Annotated in this window: 19 protein-coding genes and 1 tRNA gene; 3 read left to right on the top strand and 17 right to left on the bottom strand. The window is 60.1% G+C overall.

Annotation, left to right across the window (positions count from 1 at the left end):
- Positions 1 to 35 precede the first annotated feature (35 nt).
- Positions 36 to 437, top strand: a complete 402-nt coding sequence (locus ACN0WV_RS13440; RefSeq protein ID WP_084353436.1) for a tellurite resistance TerB family protein — start codon at positions 36 to 38, stop codon at positions 435 to 437.
- A gap of 325 nt (positions 438 to 762) precedes the next feature.
- On the opposite strand, the gene dacB is transcribed toward ACN0WV_RS13440, so the two are convergent.
- Both dacB and ACN0WV_RS13430 read right to left on the bottom strand, forming a co-directional pair.
- Positions 763 to 2,259, bottom strand: a complete 1,497-nt coding sequence (gene dacB / locus ACN0WV_RS13435; protein WP_417606432.1) for a D-alanyl-D-alanine carboxypeptidase/D-alanyl-D-alanine endopeptidase — start codon at positions 2,257 to 2,259, stop codon at positions 763 to 765.
- Entirely contained in the window at positions 2,256 to 2,930 is a 675-nt protein-coding gene (locus tag ACN0WV_RS13430) for a nicotinate-nucleotide adenylyltransferase (protein ID WP_084353438.1), read from the bottom strand. Before ACN0WV_RS13430 ends, dacB begins: the two co-directional genes overlap by 4 nt.
- Before the next feature lie 301 nt (positions 2,931 to 3,231).
- Between ACN0WV_RS13430 and ettA the strand changes: the two genes are divergently transcribed.
- Entirely contained in the window at positions 3,232 to 4,887 is a 1,656-nt protein-coding gene (gene ettA / locus ACN0WV_RS13425) for an energy-dependent translational throttle protein EttA (protein WP_084353439.1), read from the top strand.
- A gap of 586 nt (positions 4,888 to 5,473) precedes the next feature.
- Here ettA and ACN0WV_RS13420 read toward each other — a convergent pair.
- The 11 genes from ACN0WV_RS13420 to iscR form a co-directional block, all read right to left on the bottom strand.
- Positions 5,474 to 5,550 (bottom strand) — tRNA-Arg (locus ACN0WV_RS13420).
- 224 nt (positions 5,551 to 5,774) lie between these two features.
- Positions 5,775 to 6,995: a cysteine desulfurase gene (locus ACN0WV_RS13415; RefSeq protein WP_417606429.1), complete on the bottom strand. Its 1,221-nt coding sequence runs from the start codon at positions 6,993 to 6,995 to the stop codon at positions 5,775 to 5,777.
- Positions 6,988 to 7,578, bottom strand: a complete 591-nt coding sequence (locus tag ACN0WV_RS13410; protein WP_179141492.1) for a YIP1 family protein — start codon at positions 7,576 to 7,578, stop codon at positions 6,988 to 6,990. The genes ACN0WV_RS13415 and ACN0WV_RS13410 overlap by 8 nt, the downstream gene beginning before the upstream one ends.
- Positions 7,575 to 8,078, bottom strand: coding sequence for a YIP1 family protein (locus tag ACN0WV_RS13405; protein ID WP_084353442.1), 504 nt, complete (start codon positions 8,076 to 8,078; stop codon positions 7,575 to 7,577). Before ACN0WV_RS13405 ends, ACN0WV_RS13410 begins: the two co-directional genes overlap by 4 nt.
- Position 8,079: 1 nt before the next feature.
- On the bottom strand, positions 8,080 to 9,363 hold the full coding sequence (locus tag ACN0WV_RS13400) for a SufB/SufD family protein (RefSeq protein ID WP_417606427.1): 1,284 nt from the start codon (positions 9,361 to 9,363) through the stop codon (positions 8,080 to 8,082).
- The gene (gene sufC, locus ACN0WV_RS13395) at positions 9,363 to 10,118 is read right to left on the bottom strand and encodes a Fe-S cluster assembly ATPase SufC (protein ID WP_417606424.1); all 756 of its coding nucleotides are present in this window, start codon (positions 10,116 to 10,118) and stop codon (positions 9,363 to 9,365) included. The genes ACN0WV_RS13400 and sufC overlap by 1 nt, the downstream gene beginning before the upstream one ends.
- 32 nt (positions 10,119 to 10,150) lie before the next feature.
- Entirely contained in the window at positions 10,151 to 10,765 is a 615-nt protein-coding gene (locus tag ACN0WV_RS13390; RefSeq protein WP_417606423.1) for a hypothetical protein, read from the bottom strand.
- 3 nt (positions 10,766 to 10,768) lie between these two features.
- Positions 10,769 to 11,083, bottom strand: a complete 315-nt coding sequence (locus tag ACN0WV_RS13385) for a heavy metal-binding domain-containing protein (RefSeq protein ID WP_417606421.1) — start codon at positions 11,081 to 11,083, stop codon at positions 10,769 to 10,771.
- A 104-nt stretch (positions 11,084 to 11,187) separates the two neighbouring features.
- Positions 11,188 to 12,711, bottom strand: a complete 1,524-nt coding sequence (gene sufB, locus ACN0WV_RS13380) for a Fe-S cluster assembly protein SufB (protein WP_417606419.1) — start codon at positions 12,709 to 12,711, stop codon at positions 11,188 to 11,190.
- Positions 12,712 to 12,740: 29 nt separating this feature from the next.
- Positions 12,741 to 13,787: a cysteine desulfurase family protein gene (locus ACN0WV_RS13375; RefSeq protein WP_235866628.1), complete on the bottom strand. Its 1,047-nt coding sequence runs from the start codon at positions 13,785 to 13,787 to the stop codon at positions 12,741 to 12,743.
- A gap of 121 nt (positions 13,788 to 13,908) precedes the next feature.
- Positions 13,909 to 14,370: a Fe-S cluster assembly transcriptional regulator IscR gene (iscR, locus tag ACN0WV_RS13370; protein ID WP_084353448.1), complete on the bottom strand. Its 462-nt coding sequence runs from the start codon at positions 14,368 to 14,370 to the stop codon at positions 13,909 to 13,911.
- 158 nt (positions 14,371 to 14,528) lie between these two features.
- Here iscR and ACN0WV_RS13365 point away from each other — a divergent pair, with 158 nt between their 5' ends.
- On the top strand, positions 14,529 to 15,182 hold the full coding sequence (locus tag ACN0WV_RS13365) for an alpha/beta hydrolase (RefSeq protein WP_084353487.1): 654 nt from the start codon (positions 14,529 to 14,531) through the stop codon (positions 15,180 to 15,182).
- 164 nt (positions 15,183 to 15,346) lie between these two features.
- Here ACN0WV_RS13365 and lpdA read toward each other — a convergent pair whose 3' ends face one another.
- The 4 genes from lpdA to queA all read right to left on the bottom strand — a co-directional run bounded on the left by lpdA (position 15,347) and on the right by queA (position 19,965).
- Positions 15,347 to 16,741 carry a dihydrolipoyl dehydrogenase gene (gene lpdA / locus ACN0WV_RS13360; RefSeq protein ID WP_417606417.1) on the bottom strand — a complete coding sequence of 465 codons (1,395 nt, stop codon included), beginning with the start codon at positions 16,739 to 16,741 and terminating at the stop codon, positions 15,347 to 15,349.
- 117 nt (positions 16,742 to 16,858) lie between these two features.
- Positions 16,859 to 17,437, bottom strand: a complete 579-nt coding sequence (locus tag ACN0WV_RS13355) for a DUF924 family protein (RefSeq protein ID WP_417606415.1) — start codon at positions 17,435 to 17,437, stop codon at positions 16,859 to 16,861.
- A gap of 97 nt (positions 17,438 to 17,534) precedes the next feature.
- Positions 17,535 to 18,797 carry an MFS transporter gene (locus ACN0WV_RS13350; protein WP_417606414.1) on the bottom strand — a complete coding sequence of 421 codons (1,263 nt, stop codon included), beginning with the start codon at positions 18,795 to 18,797 and terminating at the stop codon, positions 17,535 to 17,537.
- 97 nt (positions 18,798 to 18,894) lie between these two features.
- Positions 18,895 to 19,965 (bottom strand): tRNA preQ1(34) S-adenosylmethionine ribosyltransferase-isomerase QueA, encoded by a 1,071-nt coding sequence (queA, locus tag ACN0WV_RS13345; RefSeq protein ID WP_417606412.1) that lies wholly within the window; start codon positions 19,963 to 19,965, stop codon positions 18,895 to 18,897.
- Between the last annotated feature and the right edge of the window lie 29 nt (positions 19,966 to 19,994).

Genomic DNA, 19,994 nt, shown 5'->3' with positions numbered 1-19,994 from the left:
TGAGCACCGAAGACGACGATACGCCCTCCCACCCGATGACGCCGCAGGACTGCCTTGTTGCCCTGATGGTCGCGATCTCTGCCTCAGACGAGAACATCCGCACGTCGGAGCTGGTCAAGATCCAGTCGGCGGTGAACAATCTGCCGGTCTTTGCTGAATATGACATCGACCGCATGAACAGCACCACGCAAACGGTGTTCGACCTGTTCGAACAAGAGGATGGGCTGGACGCGCTGTTCGGTCTGATCCGAGACAACCTGCCGGAGCGCCTGTTTGAAACCGCCTACGCACTGGCCTGCGATGTGGCCGCCGCCGACGGTCAGCTTTACGAACCGGAACTGCGCCTGCTGGAGGAAATCCGCTACGAGCTGAACCTCGACCGGTTGCACGCCGCAGCGATTGAACGCGGTGCCCGCGCCCGGCACCTGCGCGCCTGACGCACACTGATCTGCCCAAAATCCCCGCAAAGCCGCCTAACCGGGCGGCTTTCTGCTCAAAATGGTGCAGGTAAGCTATTCCTGACTGCCGACAACATGTCTTTTTTGATATGTCATAAAACAGGCAATTACCGCCGTTATGACTTTGATCGAAATTATTCTTGTCGGAGATTGAAGAATGAACCGCAGAAAGCTGACCCTACTGGGCCTGTTCCTGCTCTGCCTGCTGCCGATCGTCGGTGCCGCGGCACCGCGGCTGGCCCTGCTGAACTGAAAGCAACCCAGATGGCGCTGTTTCCGCGGTGCCATGTGCTGACGCCGCGCCCTAGCTCGCGTGCAGAATATACCACCGATCGATCAACTGCTGTTGCAGGATCTTCGCCCGCGCATTCCACGAGGCCGCCCCCGGCGGGCGTTCCCGCTCTGCTTTTTCCAGCCCGTCGCGACGGTCCGTGTCGGCGGCAAATATGGCGAAAGCCAGCGCCTTGCCGTCGGTCGTGTCCACATAGCCCGCAAGCCCGCTTACGAAATTCAGCGTCCCGGTCTTGGCACGAACGGTTGCAGGATGGGACTTGAGAACCTTCCGATTGGCGTCGCGCATCGGGATCTCTTTCAGCAGCGGCAAAAGCCCCAGTCGTTCGCGCACCGCCACAAGCAAGGCCACCATATCGGGCGATTCCACCCGGCTGGTATCGCCAAGCCCCGAATGATCGACCAGTGCGATGCCGTCGGTTTCGAACGCCGCATTGGCCCATGCGCTCATCGTCTCTGCCGACGCGCGCACAGAAACAGGCTTGCCGGACCGGGCCGTCGTCGCGGCCAGTCCGACCACTTCTGCCGTCAGGTTCGTTGAAAACTTCAGCATGTCACGCAGAATATCGCTGAGCGGCCCACTGTCCTGCCCCGCCAGTTCCGCCGCGGCCTCCGGCAATTCTGCGATCACCTTCGGCGCGCGCAACGCGATCCCCTGCGCGCGTGCGAAAGTCTGGAAAACCTCGCCGGCGTAAAGTTCAGGCTTGCGCACTGGCAACCACCGCGCCCCGCCTTTGCCAAGCGCGCCGCGTGCAACCGTCCACTCATCGGCAGCGCCACTGTCTTTGTAGGTGTAGACCGGCATGCTGCGTTCGATGACCTGCATCTTTGCAAAATGCACACCCGGTCGATGCTGGCTGGACCGGGCTTCCATCGTCACGGCATAGTCGCTGTCCTCGCGGCGCCATTCGAAATGCACGCGGTTGAAATTCAGGTTAAGCCCCGACACGGCCGGGTTATAGCCAACGTGATCAGGCTGCGAGATGTCGATGACGGGCACCATGGGCAATGCGCCGCCGTAAACTTGAAAATCGCCCTCGACGGTATGGATGCCTGCTGCCTTCAGCCCTTCCGACAGGGCATAAAGCCCGTCGGTGTTCAGCGTCGGGTCTGCCCCGCCCGCAAGGATCAGATTGCCTTTCAGAACGCCTTCCTGCACCGGCCCGCTGCCCAGCAGTCTTGTGCGAAAGCGATGTTCCGGACCCAGAACCTCCAGCGCGTATGCGGCCGTGATCGCCTTGGCGACCGAGGCCGGCGGCAGTCCGACATTCGGGGCGTATTGCTCGATGATCTTGCCGGTATCGGCGTCCGACAGGCAATAGCTGACCTGACCGTTCAGCTTGGCGCGGGCGATCAGCTCTTCCGGCGGCGTCTGGGCCACGGCCAGCCGCGCTTCGCCGCGTGCCACGGGGCGCAAGGAACGGGTTGGTGCATTGGCAAGCGCGGGCGTGGCCACCATCAACGCAGCCGTTCCGCCCAGAAATGCCCGTCTCGAAATACGTTTTGTCATGTCCCAGAATTAACCCCACCATTCGCCGTGCCACAAGTCGAGTTCTCGTGAGTACCTGCTGATTGCGCCCCTGTCCCGCTGTGGCGGGCAGCCCGGATCGCGCTGGAACTGAGATCAACCATCGGCATGTTCACGAAACACCATGCCGGAGCCTGCGCATTTGGCAACAGTCGACTGGCCTGCGCCGGCAGTCGCGCATGCCGAAAGACCCGCGCCGCAACGGAGGTGCGCGCCGAAATCCGGTCTCCGGGCCGCGCCAGTACGCCCACAGGCACCGACCGCATGATCTGCTGCCAATTGTCCCACTGGCTGAATTGCACAAGATTATCCGCCCCCATAAGCCAGACAAAACGCACGCCGGGGTGGATCTTGCGCAACCGCAGCACTGTATCGGCGGTGTAGCGCGTGCCTGCCTGTGCCTCGAAGTCGCTGACATGCACTTTGGGATGCTGCATGATGGCCCGCGCGCCCGCCATGCGCTGTTCCAGCGGGGCCGGCCCGCGCGGTTTGAGCGGATTGCCCGGACTGACCAGCCACCAGACCCGATCGAGGCCGAACCGTCGCAGCGCCTCCAATGTCACCCGGACATGCCCGGCATGGGCCGGATCAAACGATCCGCCCAGAAGGCCCACGCGCATGCCGGCCCGCAGATATGCCCCTCGCTGTTTCATCTTCCTCCTCGTCGGACCGGAAATCGTATAGTAGCTGCGGCCCGCAGAACAGAAACTACTCCTGAGTGCGAAGATCAACGGCTTTCGACCTCCGCCTTTCTCAATACGCAGTCGCAAACGCGACTTGCACAACGAAAAGCCCCCACACCTCATCAAGCCCCCGACGTTCGCCCCGGCAAGGCGTTCCCTGTTGACCGGCCTGCCAGACAGCAGGATCAGCGGCATCGGCCACGTTGCAGCCAACTGTCAGGCAGTCTATATGCAGTCAACACTTTCAGGACAGAGCAGGATCGTTTCAGACATGGCAGCTTATCAGTACGTCTACCACATGGATGGTGTCTCCAAGACCTATCCCGGCGGCAAGAAATGCTTCGAAAATATCCGGCTCAGCTTCCTGCCCGGCGTGAAGATCGGCGTTGTCGGCGTGAACGGCTCGGGTAAGTCCACCCTGATGAAGATCATGGCCGGGATCGACAAGGATTTCACCGGCGAGGCCTGGGCCGCCGAGGGTGCCAAGGTCGGCTATCTGCCGCAGGAACCCACGCTCGACGAAAGCCTCAGCGTGCGCGAAAATGTCATGCTGGGTGTGGCCTCCAAGCAGGCCAAGCTCGACCGGTTCAACGAATTGGCGATGAACTACTCGGACGAGACCGCCGACGAGATGGCCGCCCTTCAGGACGAAATCGACAGCAACGACCTGTGGGATCTGGACAGCCAGATCGACGTCGCGATGGAGGCCCTGCGCTGCCCCCCCGACGATGCCGATGTCACCACGCTGTCGGGCGGTGAAAAGCGCCGCGTCGCGCTGTGCAAGCTGCTGCTTGAAGCGCCCGACATGCTGCTCTTGGACGAACCGACCAACCACCTTGACGCCGAAACCATCGCCTGGCTGCAAAACCACCTGATCGCCTATAAGGGCACCATCCTGATCGTCACCCATGACCGCTATTTCCTGGATGACATCACCGGCTGGATCCTTGAGCTCGATCGCGGCCGCGGCATGCCATATGAGGGCAACTATTCCTCTTGGCTGGAACAGAAAGCCAAGCGCCTGTCGCAAGAGGCCCGCGAGGACAAGTCCAAGCAAAAGACGCTGGAACGCGAATTGGAATGGATGCAGCAGGGCCAGAAGGCCCGTCAGGCCAAATCCAAAGCGCGTATTCAGGCCTATGAAGAACTTGCCGGGCAGTCCGAACGCGAAAAAGTCGGAAAAGCTCAGATCGTCATCCCCAACGGGCCCCGTCTGGGTGCCAAGGTGATCGAGGTCGAGAACCTGAAAAAAGCTATGGGCGACAAGCTGTTGATCGAGAATCTTGACTTCAGCCTGCCCCCCGGCGGCATTGTCGGCGTGATCGGTCCCAACGGCGCGGGTAAATCAACGCTGTTCAAGATGCTCACCGGGCAGGAACAGCCCGACGAAGGGTCCGTGTCCTATGGCGACACCGTGCAACTGTCCTATGTTGACCAGTCGCGCGACGACCTGAACGCCGATGACACCGTATGGCAGGCAATCTCGGGCGGTGCCGAAGTGATCAAGCTGGGCGATGCCGAGGTCAACTCTCGCGCCTATTGCGGATCTTTCAACTTCAAGGGCGGCGACCAGCAGAAGAAGGTCGGCCTGCTGTCAGGCGGCGAGCGCAACCGCGTTCACATGGCGCGGCTGCTGAAAGAGGGTGGCAACGTGTTGCTGCTGGATGAGCCGACCAACGATCTGGACGTCGAAACCCTACGCGCGCTTGAAGATGCGCTGGTGGATTTTGCAGGCTGCGCCGTGGTCATCTCCCACGACCGCTTCTTCCTTGACCGGATCTGCACGCATATGCTCGCCTTCGAAGGCGACGCGCATGTCGAATGGTTCGAAGGCAACTTCGAAGATTACGAGGAAGACAAGAAACGCCGCCTCGGCGTCGACGCGCTGGAACCGAAACGGGTGAAGTTCAAAAAGTTCGTGAGGTGAGCATAGGTTGCCGGAATCGCAACCAGGCACGGCTATTAACGGTCAAGTAGCAGAGAGCTGGAAATCTCGGCTACTTGTCCTTGCTGCCCTCACCGCCTTCTCTAGCTTTGACGATATCACTTGCATTGTGATCAGGAACAGCACGAAAGCAGTGCGCAGGATCTTGTGATCGTCGGGGGAACAGTATTGAGCGGAGTCAACCGACCGTCGCAACACATTCAATTATATCCCGTTTGAGCAATCGCTCGAGTGCTTCGGCGAGAATTCTCCAGCCCATTTCTGGCTCGATTGATCCGCTTTGACGTCCCAAGCCAGCAAGTTGAACGTATGATTGCTGCGCGTCGTGACCTTGTGTTTGCCAATGCTCCATCACGGATATGTCGTTCTGGCGCAGTAAACGCCCAATACAGAACCGGTGTTCGGGCCGGCCTCCTTCAACTTTTCAGTTATCCATGACTTGCCATAGCTGAGACAGGAGTGTTCTTGGATGTGGCCAACCTCACCATATCAGATTGCTGCCTGCAACTGACTGGACGGCTGTGGAGGATCGTTCCGGGAATTGGGGGCTGTCTATTTGGTGAAAGGATGGCGGTCCCGACAGGATTCGAACCTGTGACCTCTCGCTTCGGAGGCGAGCACTCTATCCAGCTGAGCTACGGGACCGCGCTTTTAGCGGCGTATCTTTGCGGTTTCTGTACGATTCCGCGATAACCGTTTGATTTCCATCTTACCTTTCAACGTCTTGCACCCATATCCCAAAACCTTCGGAGGGCGACGCTCTGTCCGGTTGAGCTATGAGTGCCTGAGTTCGGCGTATAGCCGCCGCGACCTGTGACTGCAATGGCAAATTCCGGCATAAGCGCCAGACATTTCATATGGTCCATCACTCAGCCAAACAGATCATGCGCCAATTCAAGCGCGTCGATCAGCGAGTCGACCTCCTGCGTGGTATTATACATGCCGAAGGACGCCCGGCAGGTCGCGGTAACGCCCAGATGATCCATCAACGGCCCTGCGCAGTGATGGCCCGCGCGTACCGCCACGCCCTTTTTGTCAAGAATGGTCGAGATGTCATGCGCATGTGCCGCCCCGTCCAGCGTGAAGGAAAAGATCGCGCCCTTGCCCTTCGCGTGGCCCTGCACCTGAAGCCAGTTGAGCCCGTCCAGCTTTGCTTGTGCATAGTCCCTCAGACTCGCCTCATGTGCGGCGATATTGTCCATGCCGACGCCCGTCATATAGTCCAGCGCCGTGCCCAGCCCGATCATCTGCACGATGCCGGGCGTGCCGGCCTCGAACCGCATCGGCGGGTCGTTATAGGTGATCGCGTCCTTGTGGACTTCGCGGATCATGTCCCCACCGCCCATGAAGGGACGCATTTCGGCTTGGCGGTCCGCGCGGATATAAATCGCGCCAGAGCCGGAGGGTCCGTAAAGTTTATGCCCGGTGATCGCGTAGAAATCGCACCCGATCTCGGCCACGTTCACCGGCATATGCACCGCCGCCTGACTGCCATCGACCAGCACCGGAACGCCCTTTTCGCGCGCGCCATCGCAGATCGCCTTCACATCCACCACGGTGCCCAGCACGTTGGACATATGGGTGACAGCGATCAGCTTGGTCTTGGGCGTGATGGCATCCAGCAGTTTTTGTGGGTCCAGCGCGCCCGTCTCGTCGACATCGACCCATTTCAGGACAACGCCCTGACGCTCGCGCAGGAAATGCCAGGGCACGATATTGGCGTGATGCTCCATCACTGACAGGATGATCTCGTCGCCAGGTTCCATCCGCGGCATGGCCCAGCCATAGGCGACGGTGTTGATGCCTTCGGTCGTGCCGGAATTCATGACGATCTCATGCTCGTCCATCGCACCAAGAAACTGCGCGATGGTGCCGCGCACCGCTTCATATTTCTCTGTCGCAAGATTGGACAGGTAGTGCAACCCGCGATGCACGTTGGAATATTCCTGCGCATAGGCCGTGGTGATGGCATCAATCACAACCTGCGGCTTCTGCGCTGACGCACCGTTGTCCAGATAGACCAACGGCTTGTTGTTGACCTGCCGCGAGAGGATCGGAAAGTCGGCTCGGATCTGCGTCACGTCATACATAGTTGCTTAGTCCCAGTGTAGAAGTCCCGACAAGGGACAGCAGAATTGAAAGGCCCACCACCGCGCCCAGAAGCGAAATGAAAAGCACGAAGACGGATTTTCCAAGGCTGCCAAACCCATGCGCCGCATCGATAAAGTTAAGCATGACCCACAGTCCCGCGACAGCTGCCGCGATCACCACAAGAACGCCGGCCCCCGGCAGAGCAAGGCTGATCAGGATCAGCGCCACTTGCATCAGAAAGCGCAGCGCTTGAAGCCAGATCAGCAGCAGGGCAATGTCTTCGAACTTCGCGGTGCCGCCCATCGCGCGACCGGCCCAAGTGATCACTACGGCAGCCGTGGCCACCGATCCGCCAAGAAGCAACATGAATGCCAGAGGCGACAGATTTCCGATTGCCACGGAGGGGTCAGGCGGCATGAGGACGGCCATCCCCGCAAAGACCAGCGTGTTCAACGCCACGACCAGCGCAAAGGCGGTCAGCAATGCCTCTCGCCCCAACCGGGCAGAGATCAGCAGCCGGGCAATATCGCGCGGTGCCAGCACCGTCTGCACCGCAAGCTGAAGGAAGGCTTGCGGGCTCATGCCCCTGCCCCCACGGACGTCTGAGGACGCTCTGCCACCCAGAGGCAACGCGCCCAGAACCAGCCGAAGATGGCCAGCCATAGCAACCCGACAAAGCTAAGCGCCGGGCCGGGCCCGATGAAACCGGCCACCAACCCGTTCAGCAACATCAGCGGAGAAGACGCCAGCACCGCCCAGAACAATGCCAGACGCGCATCGAACCAGCTTCCGCGCCCTCCAAGCAGGCGCGCAACAAGATGGCTGAGCGCCGCCAGCGCGTATAGCATCAGCGGCGCGATAAAGACCCAGGCCAGCAGCGAGGCCCCCAGCATCGGGTTCAGCTCTTCCCCGGTCAGGTGCGCCTCGCGTGCCAGACGCGGCAGCTGCGCGACGAAGATCACCGCGCAGCCCGCCATCACGATGGCAATCGCGCGATCCTCGCGCTGGCCCATCGACAACAGGCGATGCATCACGCGCCCCGGCCCGCGATAGGTGGCCACGATGTCCTGGGTGACCGGCACCCTATCCGCGCCGCCGCGCGAGCCACGCTTCCATGCGGGTCACGATCTCTTCGGCAAGATCCGGATCCTCGATTTCCTCTACCGCTTCGGCCAGAAAGGACAGCGTCAGAAGGTCGGTCGCGATCCCATGCGGAATGCCGCGCGCCCGCAGATAGAACAGCGCATCCTCGTCGATCGCACCCGAGGTGGAGCCATGTGAACAGGCCACATCGTCGGCATAGATCTCCAGCTCTGGCTTGGCGAGAAACTGGCTGTCCCCATCCAGCAAAAGCGACTGGCTGATCTGATAGCCATCGGTCTTCTGCGCGCCTGCCTTCACAAGGATCTTGCCCTGGAAAACACCGGTCGCACCGTTGCGCAGAACCTTCTTGAAGACCTGACGGCTTTCGCAATTCACCGCATCATGGGTGATGAACACGGTGTCGTCATGCAGAAAATCGCCGTCGCCCATGCACGCCCCTGCAACATGCGCAGAGGCATCGTCGCCGGTCAGCTCGATCACGCATTCATTGCGCGTCATCACGCCATTGGCCGTCATGGTGAAGGATTTGAACCGGCTTTCCTGCCCCAGCCGCGTGAAGATATGCGTGGCGGCCTGACGCTCGTGATCGCGACCCTGAACGCGGACATGGTTGAACGCGGCGTTGTCTGCCACGTCGATCTCCATCACCATGTTGCACCGTGCCGCGACGGGGCCGCTTTCCAGCAGGGTCAGCGCCGCGCCCGCGTCCATGCGGATCACATGATGCAGCATGACGTCCGATTTCGGGTCGGCGTGATGGTAGACAAGCGCGATGGGTTTGGGGGCCGCGCCGGTCACATGGATCAGCACGCCGTCACTCGCAAACGCCGTGTTGAGCGCCGCCAGCGTGCGCGCCACGGGCGTCTGCCCAGCGGTCTCCAATGTGCCGTACAGATCACGCGCCCAATGGATGTCCGCCGAGCCGGCCTCTGCCAGACGTTCGATGCGCACATGATCCAGCGCCAGATCGTCAGAGGCAGCAGCATCGAATACACCATCGACGAAAACCAGTTTCAACTGGTCAACCTCACCGAAGACCGGCGCTTCGTCAGCGTCGAAAATAGCGGCTTCGGCGGCGGTTTCTGCCGTTAGCATGTCGGGCCGGGTGTATTTCCAATACTCATCGCGACGCCCCGGCAGGCCGGTTGCCTGCACACGGGCCAGCGCATCGCGGCGCGCAGGCTCGGCCCAGCCGCCTTCCGGCAGGCTGAGGGTGGCCAGACGCGCATCGGTCGCGTCCAGTTTTGCTTGTGCCATTGCCATTACACTGCCTCCGCCAGAATGTCGCCATAGCCGTTTTCTTCGACCTCAAGCGCCAGTTCCGGTCCGCCGGTTTTCACGATCCGTCCGTTCGACATGATATGCACCACGTCCGGTTTGATGTGGTTCAGCAGACGTTGATAGTGGGTGATGACCAGAAAACCACGGCCTTCGCCACGCAACGCGTTCACGCCGTCAGCGACCAGCTTCATCGCATCCACATCAAGACCGGAATCGGTCTCGTCCAGAATACACATCTTCGGTTCCAGCATCGCCATTTGCAGGATCTCGTTGCGCTTTTTCTCGCCACCCGAGAACCCTACATTGACGGGCCGCTTCAGCATCTCCGCATCGATCTGAAGTTCCTTGGCCTTGGCTCTGATTTCCTTGAGGAATTCGGTCGCGGACATTTCGTCTTCGCCGCGCGCCTTGCGCTGCGCGTTCACAGCCGTGCGCAGAAACGTCATGTTGCCGACGCCGGGGATTTCCACCGGATATTGAAAGGCTAGGAACAGACCAAGCGAAGCACGCTCTTCGGGGTCCAGACCCAGCAGATCCTCGCCTTCCAGCGTGGCCGATCCTTCGGTCACCTCATAGCCATCGCGACCCGCAAGCACATAGGACAGGGTCGATTTGCCCGATCCGTTTGGCCCCATGATCGCATGCACCTTCCCTGCCTCAACGGTCAGGTTGACGCCTTTGAGGATCTGCTTATCCTCTTCTTCAAGTTCGACGTGCAGGTTCTTGATCTCAAGCATTTATTTTCCTTCCGTTGTCCCATCTGACGCGCTCAGGGGCGCACCATCAACTGCATGATCCGCAAGAGCTGCGCCGGTGGCACGGGTTGCGGTGTTACATCAAACCGGGCCATCCGCCCGGTCATCTCCGGCGTGCCAAGGAATTCCTCGACCGCATGATAATTCTTGCGCTGCGCGTAGTCATCGAACAGCAGCACCAAGGGACGCTGTGCCATGAATGCCGCCGCCAAGGCACAGCCTTCGCGGAACCGACCATCCACCAGCACCACATCGGGCTGACGAAATTCCGGCAGGCCCCAGACCTCCAGCGGGTAACGCGGATAGCGCCGCCACTGACTGTCATCAACCGGACGTCCCCATTCTTTTGTCTCGCCCACCTCGGACCAGATCACATCGACTGACGTGCCTTCGCTCGGCGGATTGTCGTTGAACCAGGCACGCATCATCTGCACCCAGCCGTTGTCACTTTCCACCGAGAACACCGTCTTGCCCGGCATCTCGGCCGCCAGCACCGTGGATCCACCACTGCCATATTCAAGAATGACCTCTGCCCGCGCGTATTCGGCGCGCAGCAAAGCAGCCTCCGGCACGGGCATGGCCAATTCAGGGCGCGTCTGCCGCGCCTGTGTGATGACAGTGGTGTTCATCGTTCAGCCCAGCCGTACCGCCGTCCCGCTGGCCGAGACCATCAGCATCGACTGGCCCACGACCTCGTAATCCAGATCAATGCCGACATCCGCGGTTGCCCCCAACGCGGCGGCCCGGTCCTCCAACTCTCGCAGCGCGGTGTCGCGCGCATCCTGCAACTTGGATTCGTATGCGCCCGACCGCCCGCCGACAATATCGGTGATCGAGGCAAACACGTCGCGCACGACATTCGCGCCCATGATCGCCTCGCCCACGACGATGCCCTTGTATTCTGCGATGGAATACCCCTCGACAGAGTTTGTGGTGGTCAGGATCATGTCCGTTCTCCTGTCAGGAATTTGGCGCTTGCCTTGGAACGCTGGCCTTTTTGAACCGGTGCCCTTGCAGAACCGACGCCGTGAACAGCGCGTTTATCGCCAGGTCAGCCAACCGACCCTTCCAACGAAATCGCAACCAGTTGCTGCGCTTCCATGGCGAATTCCATCGGCAGGGCTTGCAGCACCTCCTTGGCGAAACCGTTGACGATCAGGGCCACGGCCTCTTCCTCGTCCATGCCGCGCTGACGGCAATAGAACATCTGGTCGTCATCCACCTTGGACGTGGTCGCCTCATGCTCTACCCGGCTCGAATTGTTGCGAACCTCGATATACGGCACGGTATGCGCGCCGCATTTGTCGCCGATCAGCAGGCTGTCGCATTGCGTATAGTTGCGCGATTCCTTCGCCTTGGGGTGCATCGAGACAAGCCCGCGATAGGTGTTCTGCGCCACGCCCGCTGAAATCCCCTTGGACACGATGCGCGACTTGGTGCGCTTGCCCAAATGCACCATCTTGGTGCCGGTATCGGCCTGCTGGTGGTGGTTGGTGATGGCGATCGAGTAGAACTCGCCTTGGCTGTCATCGCCGCGCAGGATGCAGGACGGGTATTTCCACGTCACGGCAGAGCCGGTCTCGACCTGCGTCCACATCACCTTGGCCCGGTCGCCCCGGCAATCGGCGCGCTTGGTGACGAAGTTGTAGATCCCGCCCTTGCCATTCTCGTCCCCCGGATACCAGTTCTGCACCGTGGAATACTTCACCTCGGCGTCTTCCTCGATGATGATCTCCACCACCGCAGCGTGAAGCTGCGAGGTGTCGCGCATCGGCGCGGTGCAGCCCTCAAGATAGCTGACGTAGGAGCCCTTGTCGGCAATGATCAGCGTCCGTTCGAACTGCCCCGTGTTTTCGGCGTTGATCCGGAAATAGGTGGACAGCTCCATTGGGCAGCGCACGCCCGGTGGCACGTAGACAAACGACCCGTCGCTGAACACGGCGCTGTTCAATGTCGCATAGAAGTTGTCCGACACCGGCACGACGGAGCCGAGGTATTTCTTTACCAGTTCGGGATGGTCGCGGATCGCCTCGGAGATCGAACAGAAGATCACGCCGGCCGCTTTCAGCTCTTTCTGAAAGGTCGTGCCGACGGATACGGAATCGAACACCGCATCCACTGCAACCTTGCGGCCTTCTGCGGGCGCGGCCTCTGCCCCTTCGACACCGGCAAGGATCATCTGCTCCTTCAACGGAATGCCCAGCTTCTTGTAGGTGTCCAACAGTTTTGGATCGACGTCATCCAGAGACTTGGGCTTTTCGGCCATGCTTTTGGGACGGGCATAGTAATACTGGTCCTGAAAGTCGATCTCGGGATAATCGACCATCGCCCAGTCCGGCTCTTCCTTCTGCAACCAGCGATCGTAAGCCGCCAACCGCCAGTCGGTCATCCATTCCGGTTCGCCGTTTTTGTCCGAGATCAGCCGCACGATATCCGGAGTCAGCCCTTTGGGGGCATATTCCATCTCGATCTCGGTGTTCCAGCCGTACTTGTACTTGCCGCCAACCTCACGCACCGCGTCAACGGTCTCGCGGTCCACGCCTTCCTTGACGTTTGTGGTATCCAATGCCGACATGTCTGTCTCCTTCGCTCGAATCCCGGGCCTCAAGCGGCGCGGGCCCGGTGTCTGTGATACTTCTCCAGCCACGTTTCAGCGAAACGCAGCACTTCATCCTCTGTTGTCGCAGGCCCCAGTGACACGCGGATCGCGCTCGCCGCCACGGCCTCGTCATATCCCATCGCGGTCAGTACGCGACTGGCGCGCACCTTGCCACTGGAACAGGCAGAGCCCGCCGAAATGGCAAAGCCCGCAAGATCCATCTGCATGACCTGCGTCTCCCCCTTCCAGCCCGGCGTCGCAAGGCAAGAGGTGTTGGGCAGACGACGCGCTGATTTCCCGACTAAAATAGTCTCTTTTGCGCCAGCCTCAATAGCTATTTCTAGAATGTTTCTAAGTTTTTCGACCCGATCCCAAATACCGGCATCAAGGTCTCGCGCCGCCGCCTCTGCCGCGGCACCGAATCCCGCGATCCCGATAACATTCTCCGTTCCGGACCGACGCCCCATCTCCTGCCCGCCGCCCCGAATCTGTGCAGCCAGATCCGTGCCCCGCTTCATCACCAGCGCGCCCACACCTTTTGGGCCACCCAGCTTATGCGCCGAGATCAGCGCCATCTGCGCGCCCGACCAGTTGAACGCAAAGGGCAGCTTTCCAAAAGCCTGCGTCATATCGCTGACAGCCAACCCCTGCGGCAAGTCCTGCACCACCCCGGTCTCGGAATTGGCCTGTTGCAAGGCACTGCCTTCGGGGTGCGTTACCGTCACATGCCCCGCACCATCGACAACCAGGCCGTCTGATACCCAAGCCATCACCGCATCATGCTCTATCGCCGCCCCGTCCAGCTTCCTGCCGATACAGGCCAAAGCCGCCGCCTCGGTGGCACCCGATGTAAAGACAATATCCGCACCTTCCGCTCCCAGGGCTGCCGCCACTTGCGCCCGAGCTTTCTCGACAATCGCTTTTGCGGCGCGACCTTCTGAATGCACCGATGACGGATTGCCGACAACATCCATCGCCGAAATCATCGCGTCACGCGCCTCGACCCGCAACAACGCCGTCGCATTATAATCAAGGTAAACGCGCGACTTCACACCCAACCCTTCTTCTTGGCAAAAATACTCCGGGGGTTAATGCCGCCGCAGGCGGCAGAGGGGGCTGGCCCCCTCCTTCGGGCGCGCAAGACGCGCGCAAACGGCCTGTCACAGAGCGACATCATTCCTCATCCACCACGGCGAACAAGGTTGGCACCGCCGGACAGGGTGCCAACCCGTTACCCACGATGTCCGAAAGGCGGGTCTGATGCAGAAACACATAGACATGCGCGCTCAATCCCTCCCACAAACGGTTGGTCAGCGATTGCGCGCGACTGCCCGACAGCCCACCTGACGCACCCGCGCCCTTATGCATCGCATCAACTGTCTCATCCACGGCCGCCAAAACTTCGACAACGCGAATCTCGCTCGCTGGACGCGCCAGACGATACCCCCCGCCCGGACCGCGGACCGAATCCACCAGCCCAGAACGCCGCAGCTTGACAAAAAGCTGCTCGAGATAAGGCAGCGAAACGTCCTGACGTTTGGCAATATCCCCAAGCGTCACCAGATCGCCTTGCGGCTGAAGAGCAATATCAACCAGTGCCACCATGGCATAACGCCCCTTCGTGCTTAGTTTCAACGCACCGAACTCCCCTCGCGAAACGATTGACGTCTGCTGCCGCAGGGCTTATCTGCCATGCAGCCTGACCGGCCTCAAGCCGGATTAGAACCATTCTAAGGTGCTTGAGTGATTTCGTCAAGAATATTGCCGCACCCTACCAGGAGCCAGACCCGACCATGCCCGAGGTGATTTTTCCCGGACCCGAAGGCCGCCTCGAAGGCCGCTACCACCCGCAAAAGGAACGCGACGCGCCGATCGCCATCGTGCTTCACCCGCATCCGCAATTTGGCGGAACGATGAACAACAAGGTTGTCTACAACCTGCATTATGCGTTTTACAACATGGGCTTCACGGTCCTGCGGTTCAATTTCCGCGGTGTCGGGCGCAGCCAGGGCGAATACGATCAGGGCATAGGCGAGCTGTCGGATGCGGCCTCGGCCCTAGACTACCTGCAATCGATGAACAACAACTCCAAGCATTGCTGGGTTGCGGGTTTCAGCTTTGGCGCATGGATCGGCATGCAATTGCTCATGCGCCGCCCCGAGATCACCGGGTTCATCTCGGTCAGCCCTCCTGCCAATATGTATGATTTTTCCTTCCTGGCACCCTGCCCGTCCTCTGGTCTGGTGATCAACGGCACCACGGATCGCGTTGCGCCACCTGCGGATACACGGACGCTTGTGGGCAAGCTGCACGAACAGAAAGGCATCACCGTCACCCATCAGGAGATCGACGGCGCGGGCCATTTCTTTGAAGAGCCGCATATGGACACGATGATCGGAAACGTTTCTGAATATGTGAAGCGCCGCCTGACGGAAAACACGCGCTGAGCAGGTGAGCACAGGCAAATGGGTGTTGAACCCTTTTTGTGATGAATTATCCGACATGCCTGTTTGAAATTGCGGGAGTGAGGGGCCAGCCCCTCACACACCCCGGAGTATTTTTACCAAGAAGAAGCAGTGATTGGTTTTTTCTTTGCCCATTTTATGGGGAGTCAGACGTGGATTGCGCGGCCGTAGGCATCCAGCACGCTTTCATGCATCATCTCTGACAGGGTCGGATGCGGGAAGACGGTTTGCATCAGGTCTTCTTCGGTTGTCTCAAGCTGTCGGGCGACGACATAGCCCTGGATCAGTTCGGTGACCTCGGCACCGACCATATGGGCACCAAGCAGCGCGCCGGTCTTGGCGTCGAAGATGGTCTTTATCAGGCCTTCCGCCTCGCCAAGAGCAATAGCCTTGCCATTTCCGATGAATGGGAAACGGCCCACATTGATGTCAAAACCTTTCTCTTTGGCCTGCGCCTCTGTCAGACCGACGCTGGCGATTTGCGGCTGGCAATAGGTGCAGCCGGCAATCGCTTCGGGTGATACGCTGTGCGGCTGACCGCCTGCTATGAGTTCCGCAACCATCACGCCTTCGTGGCTGGCTTTGTGTGCAAGCCAGGGCGCGCCTGCGAGGTCTCCGATGGCGTAGAGGCCCGGCACACCGGTACGACAATATTCATCCGTGACCACATGGGTTTTTTCGACCTTCACGTCCAGCGCGTCCAGCCCCAGACCTTCGGTATTGCCAACGATCCCCACAGCAGAGATCACCGTGTCGAATGCCTGTGTCTCGGTCTTGCCTGCCTGTTCGATATGGGCCTGGACGCCTGCCTTACCGCGCTCAAGTTTCGTGACCATGGTTTTTTCGCGTATGGTCATGCCCTGTTTCACAAAGGCTTTTTTTGCAAAAGCCGAGATCTCGGCATCCTCGACCGGCAGGATCCGATCCATGACTTCAACAACGGTCGTGTCCGCGCCCAGCGTATTGTAGAAGCTGGCGAATTCAATGCCGATGGCCCCGGATCCGATGACCAGAAGACGTTTGGGCATATGCGGCGGTTGCAGCGCGTGCTTGTAGGTCCAGACATGTTTGCCATCCGCCTCAAGCCCCGGCAATTCCCGGGCGCGGGCTCCGGTGGCCAGCACGATATTGTCGGCTTCAAGCTCCTGCGTACCGTTGTCGGTCTTCACTCTGACCCGGCCTTTGGCAGGCAGCGTCGCCTCGCCCATGAAAGTTGTGACCTTGTTTTTCTTCATCAGGTGGCCGATGCCGGAATTCAGTTGCTTGGCCACGCCGCGCGACCGTTTGACCACGGCATCCAGATCATAGCCGATACCATCGGCCTTCAGCCCAAAGTCACCGGCGCGCTGCATCAGGTGAAAAACCTCGGATGATCGCAGCAGCGCCTTGGTCGGAATGCACCCCCAGTTGAGGCAGATGCCGCCCATATGTTCGCGCTCGACAATGGCGACCTTGAGCCCAAGCTGCGCGCCACGAATGGCGGCCACATAGCCGCCCGGCCCCGCACCGATCACGATCATGTCGAATGTTTGCGACGCCATAGCGTGGACCTCCGGTTCGTTCTGTCATGCCAAAGCACGCTAGCCGAAGAGCTGAAGGGCATCAACGGGAACCGGGGCGACACGGGGCCGCCCGCGCCCGTTATCGAATAGGACCTGTCAGGCCGGGACGTTGATCTGCTTCAACATTTTCGCGTAACCGCCTGCGGCCATGAACTCTGCTTCGGCGTCGGTTGTCTTTCGTCCAAGCGCGTCATTGCGATAGGGAAACCGTCCAAACTGGCGAATGATCTCGCGATGCGCCTGTGCATGGGTAAGGTTGCTTGCGCCGGTTTCCTTCATCCGGTCGCTCATCAGCCGGATGCACCTGTCCTGATCACACAGGTTTTCCGAATGCATCATTGGCAGGTAGAAAAACTGCCGCGCAGGTTCGTCGATCTTCAGATCCCAGCCGCGTTTGACCGCTTGTTTCGCAGCGGCCAGACCGATCTTGTCAGACGCGAAGGACTGCTCTGTGCCGCGGAACATGTTGCGGGGGAACTGGTCGACAAGGATGATATAGGCCAGCGCCCCGGACGGGTAGGTCAGCCACATCGCGTGACGCCCCTCCATCGCGCCTTGCCAGCTCTCAAGAAACTTGTCGCGTATCTGCGCGTCCAGCTCCTTGCTACCCTGATACCAACCTTTTGGCCCGATTTCATCGAGCCAGAACTTGAGAACATCTTCAGGTGCCACCATGGCTCACACTCCTTGCGGTTTGCCCCCCCGCAGATGCGAGAATGCTAACACCTCATTAACAGTTTGAAACAGTAACAAATTACGACAAACCGTCACATCATGCAGTGGCGTCCTGAGGCTCGTCCTGCGCGCTTTCGATTGCCAGTTCCTGTGCCACCTCGACAGCGACGGGTGTCGAGCCCGCGGTCAGCGGCGAATAAGCCGCGGTTTCTTCAATCGACGGTGCCGCACGTTGTGTCATCCGGTAGAGGGCATAGCCCGTCAGGGAGAGCATCAGACCGGCAATGAACACGAAGAACCCGCCGGGTCCAAACACCTCGATCATCCAGCCGGTGATCAACGGGCCCGCAATGGCACCAAGCCCGTTGATGAACAGCAATCCACCAGACGAGGCGGCCATGTCCTCGGTCCCGAGGAAGTCGTTTGTATAGGCGATCAGCAGCGAATAAAGCGGATTGGACATGCCGCCGATCAGGAAGGCCGCCACCAGCATCAGCGCGAAATTTCCGTTCAGCAAGACCGCAACCGATGCCGCGACACCGCCGATACCGGCGCAGATCGTGATCAATTCGCGCCGGTCCATCCGGTCGGAGAGCCAGCCAAGCGGATATTGCAACACCAGCGCACCAACATAGAACGACGCCACAAACATCGAGATTTGCGTCAGCGTCATGCCCGCCTGCGTTCCGTACACCGCCGCCATGCCGAATTGCGATGCGAAAACACCGCCCAGCAAGAACATGCCAACACAGCCCAAAGGCGAGGTGTGGTACAGCACGCTTAGCTTCATCGGTTTGGTCGTCTCGAACGCCGGCGTCGGCGAGATCGACAACAGGATCGGGGCAAAGGCGATAGACACCAGCACCGACGGAATCACATAGAGCAGATAGCCGGACTGATCCGGCACCAGAAGCAAACCCTGCGAAGCAATAATTCCGACCATTTGCACGATCATGTAAAGCGATAGCGACTGTCCGCGGGTCTCGTTGCTGGCGGCGTTATTCAACCAGCTTTCGGCGGTGACATAGACGCCGCAATAGCAAAACCCGATGATCACACGGCCGATGATCCAGGCCGTCGGATGTTCAAACGTCGGATACATGATCAGCACGGCCGAAATGAACGACCCAAGTGCTGCGAAGACACGGACATGGCCAACACGCCGGATCATTCCGGGCGTCATCCGCGACGCGAACAGGAAACCCAGGAAATAGGCCGACATGACCATCGACATCTGGAAGGCGGAAAACCCCGCCTCGCCGCCCCGCACGCTGAGAAGCGACCCCTGAAGGCCATTGCCCAGCATCAGCAGCATCATGCCAAGCAAAAGCGCCCATGAGTTTTTGAGAACGTACAGCATCGTGCCTCCGGCGGAACGAAAGAGAGTTTTGGCGCCAGGGCCTTTGTTTCAGCCTAAAGGCCGTGCGAAGAATCAACTGTCTTCGCAGCGACGCTCTTCATCCTTCGGCGTCGCTTTTGCAAGGCGGCAAAAGCAGCGAGGCATCGCCGTAGGAAAAGAAGCGGTATTCTGCCTCTACCGCATGCGCATAGATATGCCGGATCGTGTCCTGTCCCATCAGCGCCGAGACCAGCATCAGCAAGGTCGACTTGGGTAGATGAAAATTGGTCATCAGCGCGTCGGTGATGCGGAATTCGTAGCCCGGATAGATGAATATATCCGTATCGCCGGACCAGGCGCGGATCTCACCATCTGCTGCCGCACTTTCGATCAGGCGCAGCGCCGTTGTCCCCACCGGGATGACACGCCCGCCCGCCGCGCGTGTGGCCGCGATCTCGGCGGCGGCCTCTTCCGTGACTTCGCCCCATTCGGCATGCATCCGGTGGGTGGTCACATCCTCGACCTTGACGGGCAGGAAGGTGCCCGCGCCGACATGCAATGTCACATGGGTAAACTGGATGCCGCCTTCGCGCAGAAGTGCCAGCAATTCGGAGTCAAAATGAAGCGACGCCGTGGGGGCGGCCACGGCACCGGGGCGTTTCGCCCACACGGTCTGATAGTCGGTCTTGTCCTGTTCGTCGGCGGGGCGTTTCGCGGCAATATAGGGCGGCAGCGGCATGGCCCCCGCCTCTGCCAGAGCCGCATCAAAATCGGTGCCCGACAGGTTGAAGCGCAGCCGCGCCTGTCCATCCTCGCGCGCCTCGACCGTCGCGGACAGGTCAGGCGAAAAGGTGATCTCCTCGCCGTCGCGCACTTTCTTCAGCGGTTTGAGCAGCGCCATCCAGCAACCATCCGCCGCCGGATCCAGCAGCGTGACTTCGATCCGAGCCTGCGTCAGTCCTTCGACCCCATCACGTTCGCGCAAGCCAGACAAGCGCGCCGGGATCACCCGCGTATCGTTCAGAACCAGCCGGTCGCCGGGGCGCAGCCACGTCAACAGATCCGTGACCACCGCATCGTGGATGTCATCGCCCTGCGCCACCAGCAGCCGCGCCGAGGAACGCGGGTTCGCAGGGCGCGTGGCGATCAATTCATCCGGCAGGTCAAAGTCAAAATCGGCAAGCTTCATGGCGGGCTCTTCATCTCAGGTTTGGGTGC

The sequence above is a fragment of the Primorskyibacter flagellatus genome (assembly GCF_048268605.1).
GTDB classification, from domain to species: Bacteria; Pseudomonadota; Alphaproteobacteria; order Rhodobacterales; family Rhodobacteraceae; genus Primorskyibacter; species Primorskyibacter flagellatus.
The sequence above is the reverse complement of the archived record's forward strand: the minus strand, read 5'-3'. Positions and strand labels throughout refer to the sequence as shown.

Bases quoted from the DNA above. Each gene is read 5' to 3' on its own strand.
- ACN0WV_RS13430 (WP_084353438.1), bottom strand. From the start codon at position 2,930: ATGAAACAGCGAGGGGCATATCTGCGGGCCGGCATGCGCGTGGGCCTT.
- ACN0WV_RS13390 (WP_417606423.1), bottom strand. From the start codon at position 10,765: ATGAACACCACTGTCATCACACAGGCGCGGCAGACGCGCCCTGAATTG.
- ACN0WV_RS13385 (WP_417606421.1), bottom strand. From the start codon at position 11,083: ATGATCCTGACCACCACAAACTCTGTCGAGGGGTATTCCATCGCAGAA.
- lpdA (WP_417606417.1), bottom strand. From the start codon at position 16,741: ATGGCGTCGCAAACATTCGACATGATCGTGATCGGTGCGGGGCCGGGC.
- ACN0WV_RS13440 (WP_084353436.1), top strand. From the start codon at position 36: ATGACGCCGCAGGACTGCCTTGTTGCCCTGATGGTCGCGATCTCTGCC.
- ACN0WV_RS13350 (WP_417606414.1), bottom strand. From the start codon at position 18,797: ATGCTGTACGTTCTCAAAAACTCATGGGCGCTTTTGCTTGGCATGATG.
- ACN0WV_RS13410 (WP_179141492.1), bottom strand. From the start codon at position 7,578: ATGAGCCCGCAAGCCTTCCTTCAGCTTGCGGTGCAGACGGTGCTGGCA.
- queA (WP_417606412.1), bottom strand. From the start codon at position 19,965: ATGAAGCTTGCCGATTTTGACTTTGACCTGCCGGATGAATTGATCGCC.
- sufB (WP_417606419.1), bottom strand. From the start codon at position 12,711: ATGTCGGCATTGGATACCACAAACGTCAAGGAAGGCGTGGACCGCGAG.
- sufC (WP_417606424.1), bottom strand. From the start codon at position 10,118: ATGCTTGAGATCAAGAACCTGCACGTCGAACTTGAAGAAGAGGATAAG.
- ACN0WV_RS13400 (WP_417606427.1), bottom strand. From the start codon at position 9,363: ATGGCAATGGCACAAGCAAAACTGGACGCGACCGATGCGCGTCTGGCC.
- ACN0WV_RS13355 (WP_417606415.1), bottom strand. From the start codon at position 17,437: ATGGTGGCACCTGAAGATGTTCTCAAGTTCTGGCTCGATGAAATCGGG.
- ACN0WV_RS13365 (WP_084353487.1), top strand. From the start codon at position 14,529: ATGCCCGAGGTGATTTTTCCCGGACCCGAAGGCCGCCTCGAAGGCCGC.
- ettA (WP_084353439.1), top strand. From the start codon at position 3,232: ATGGCAGCTTATCAGTACGTCTACCACATGGATGGTGTCTCCAAGACC.
- dacB (WP_417606432.1), bottom strand. From the start codon at position 2,259: ATGACAAAACGTATTTCGAGACGGGCATTTCTGGGCGGAACGGCTGCG.
- ACN0WV_RS13415 (WP_417606429.1), bottom strand. From the start codon at position 6,995: ATGTATGACGTGACGCAGATCCGAGCCGACTTTCCGATCCTCTCGCGG.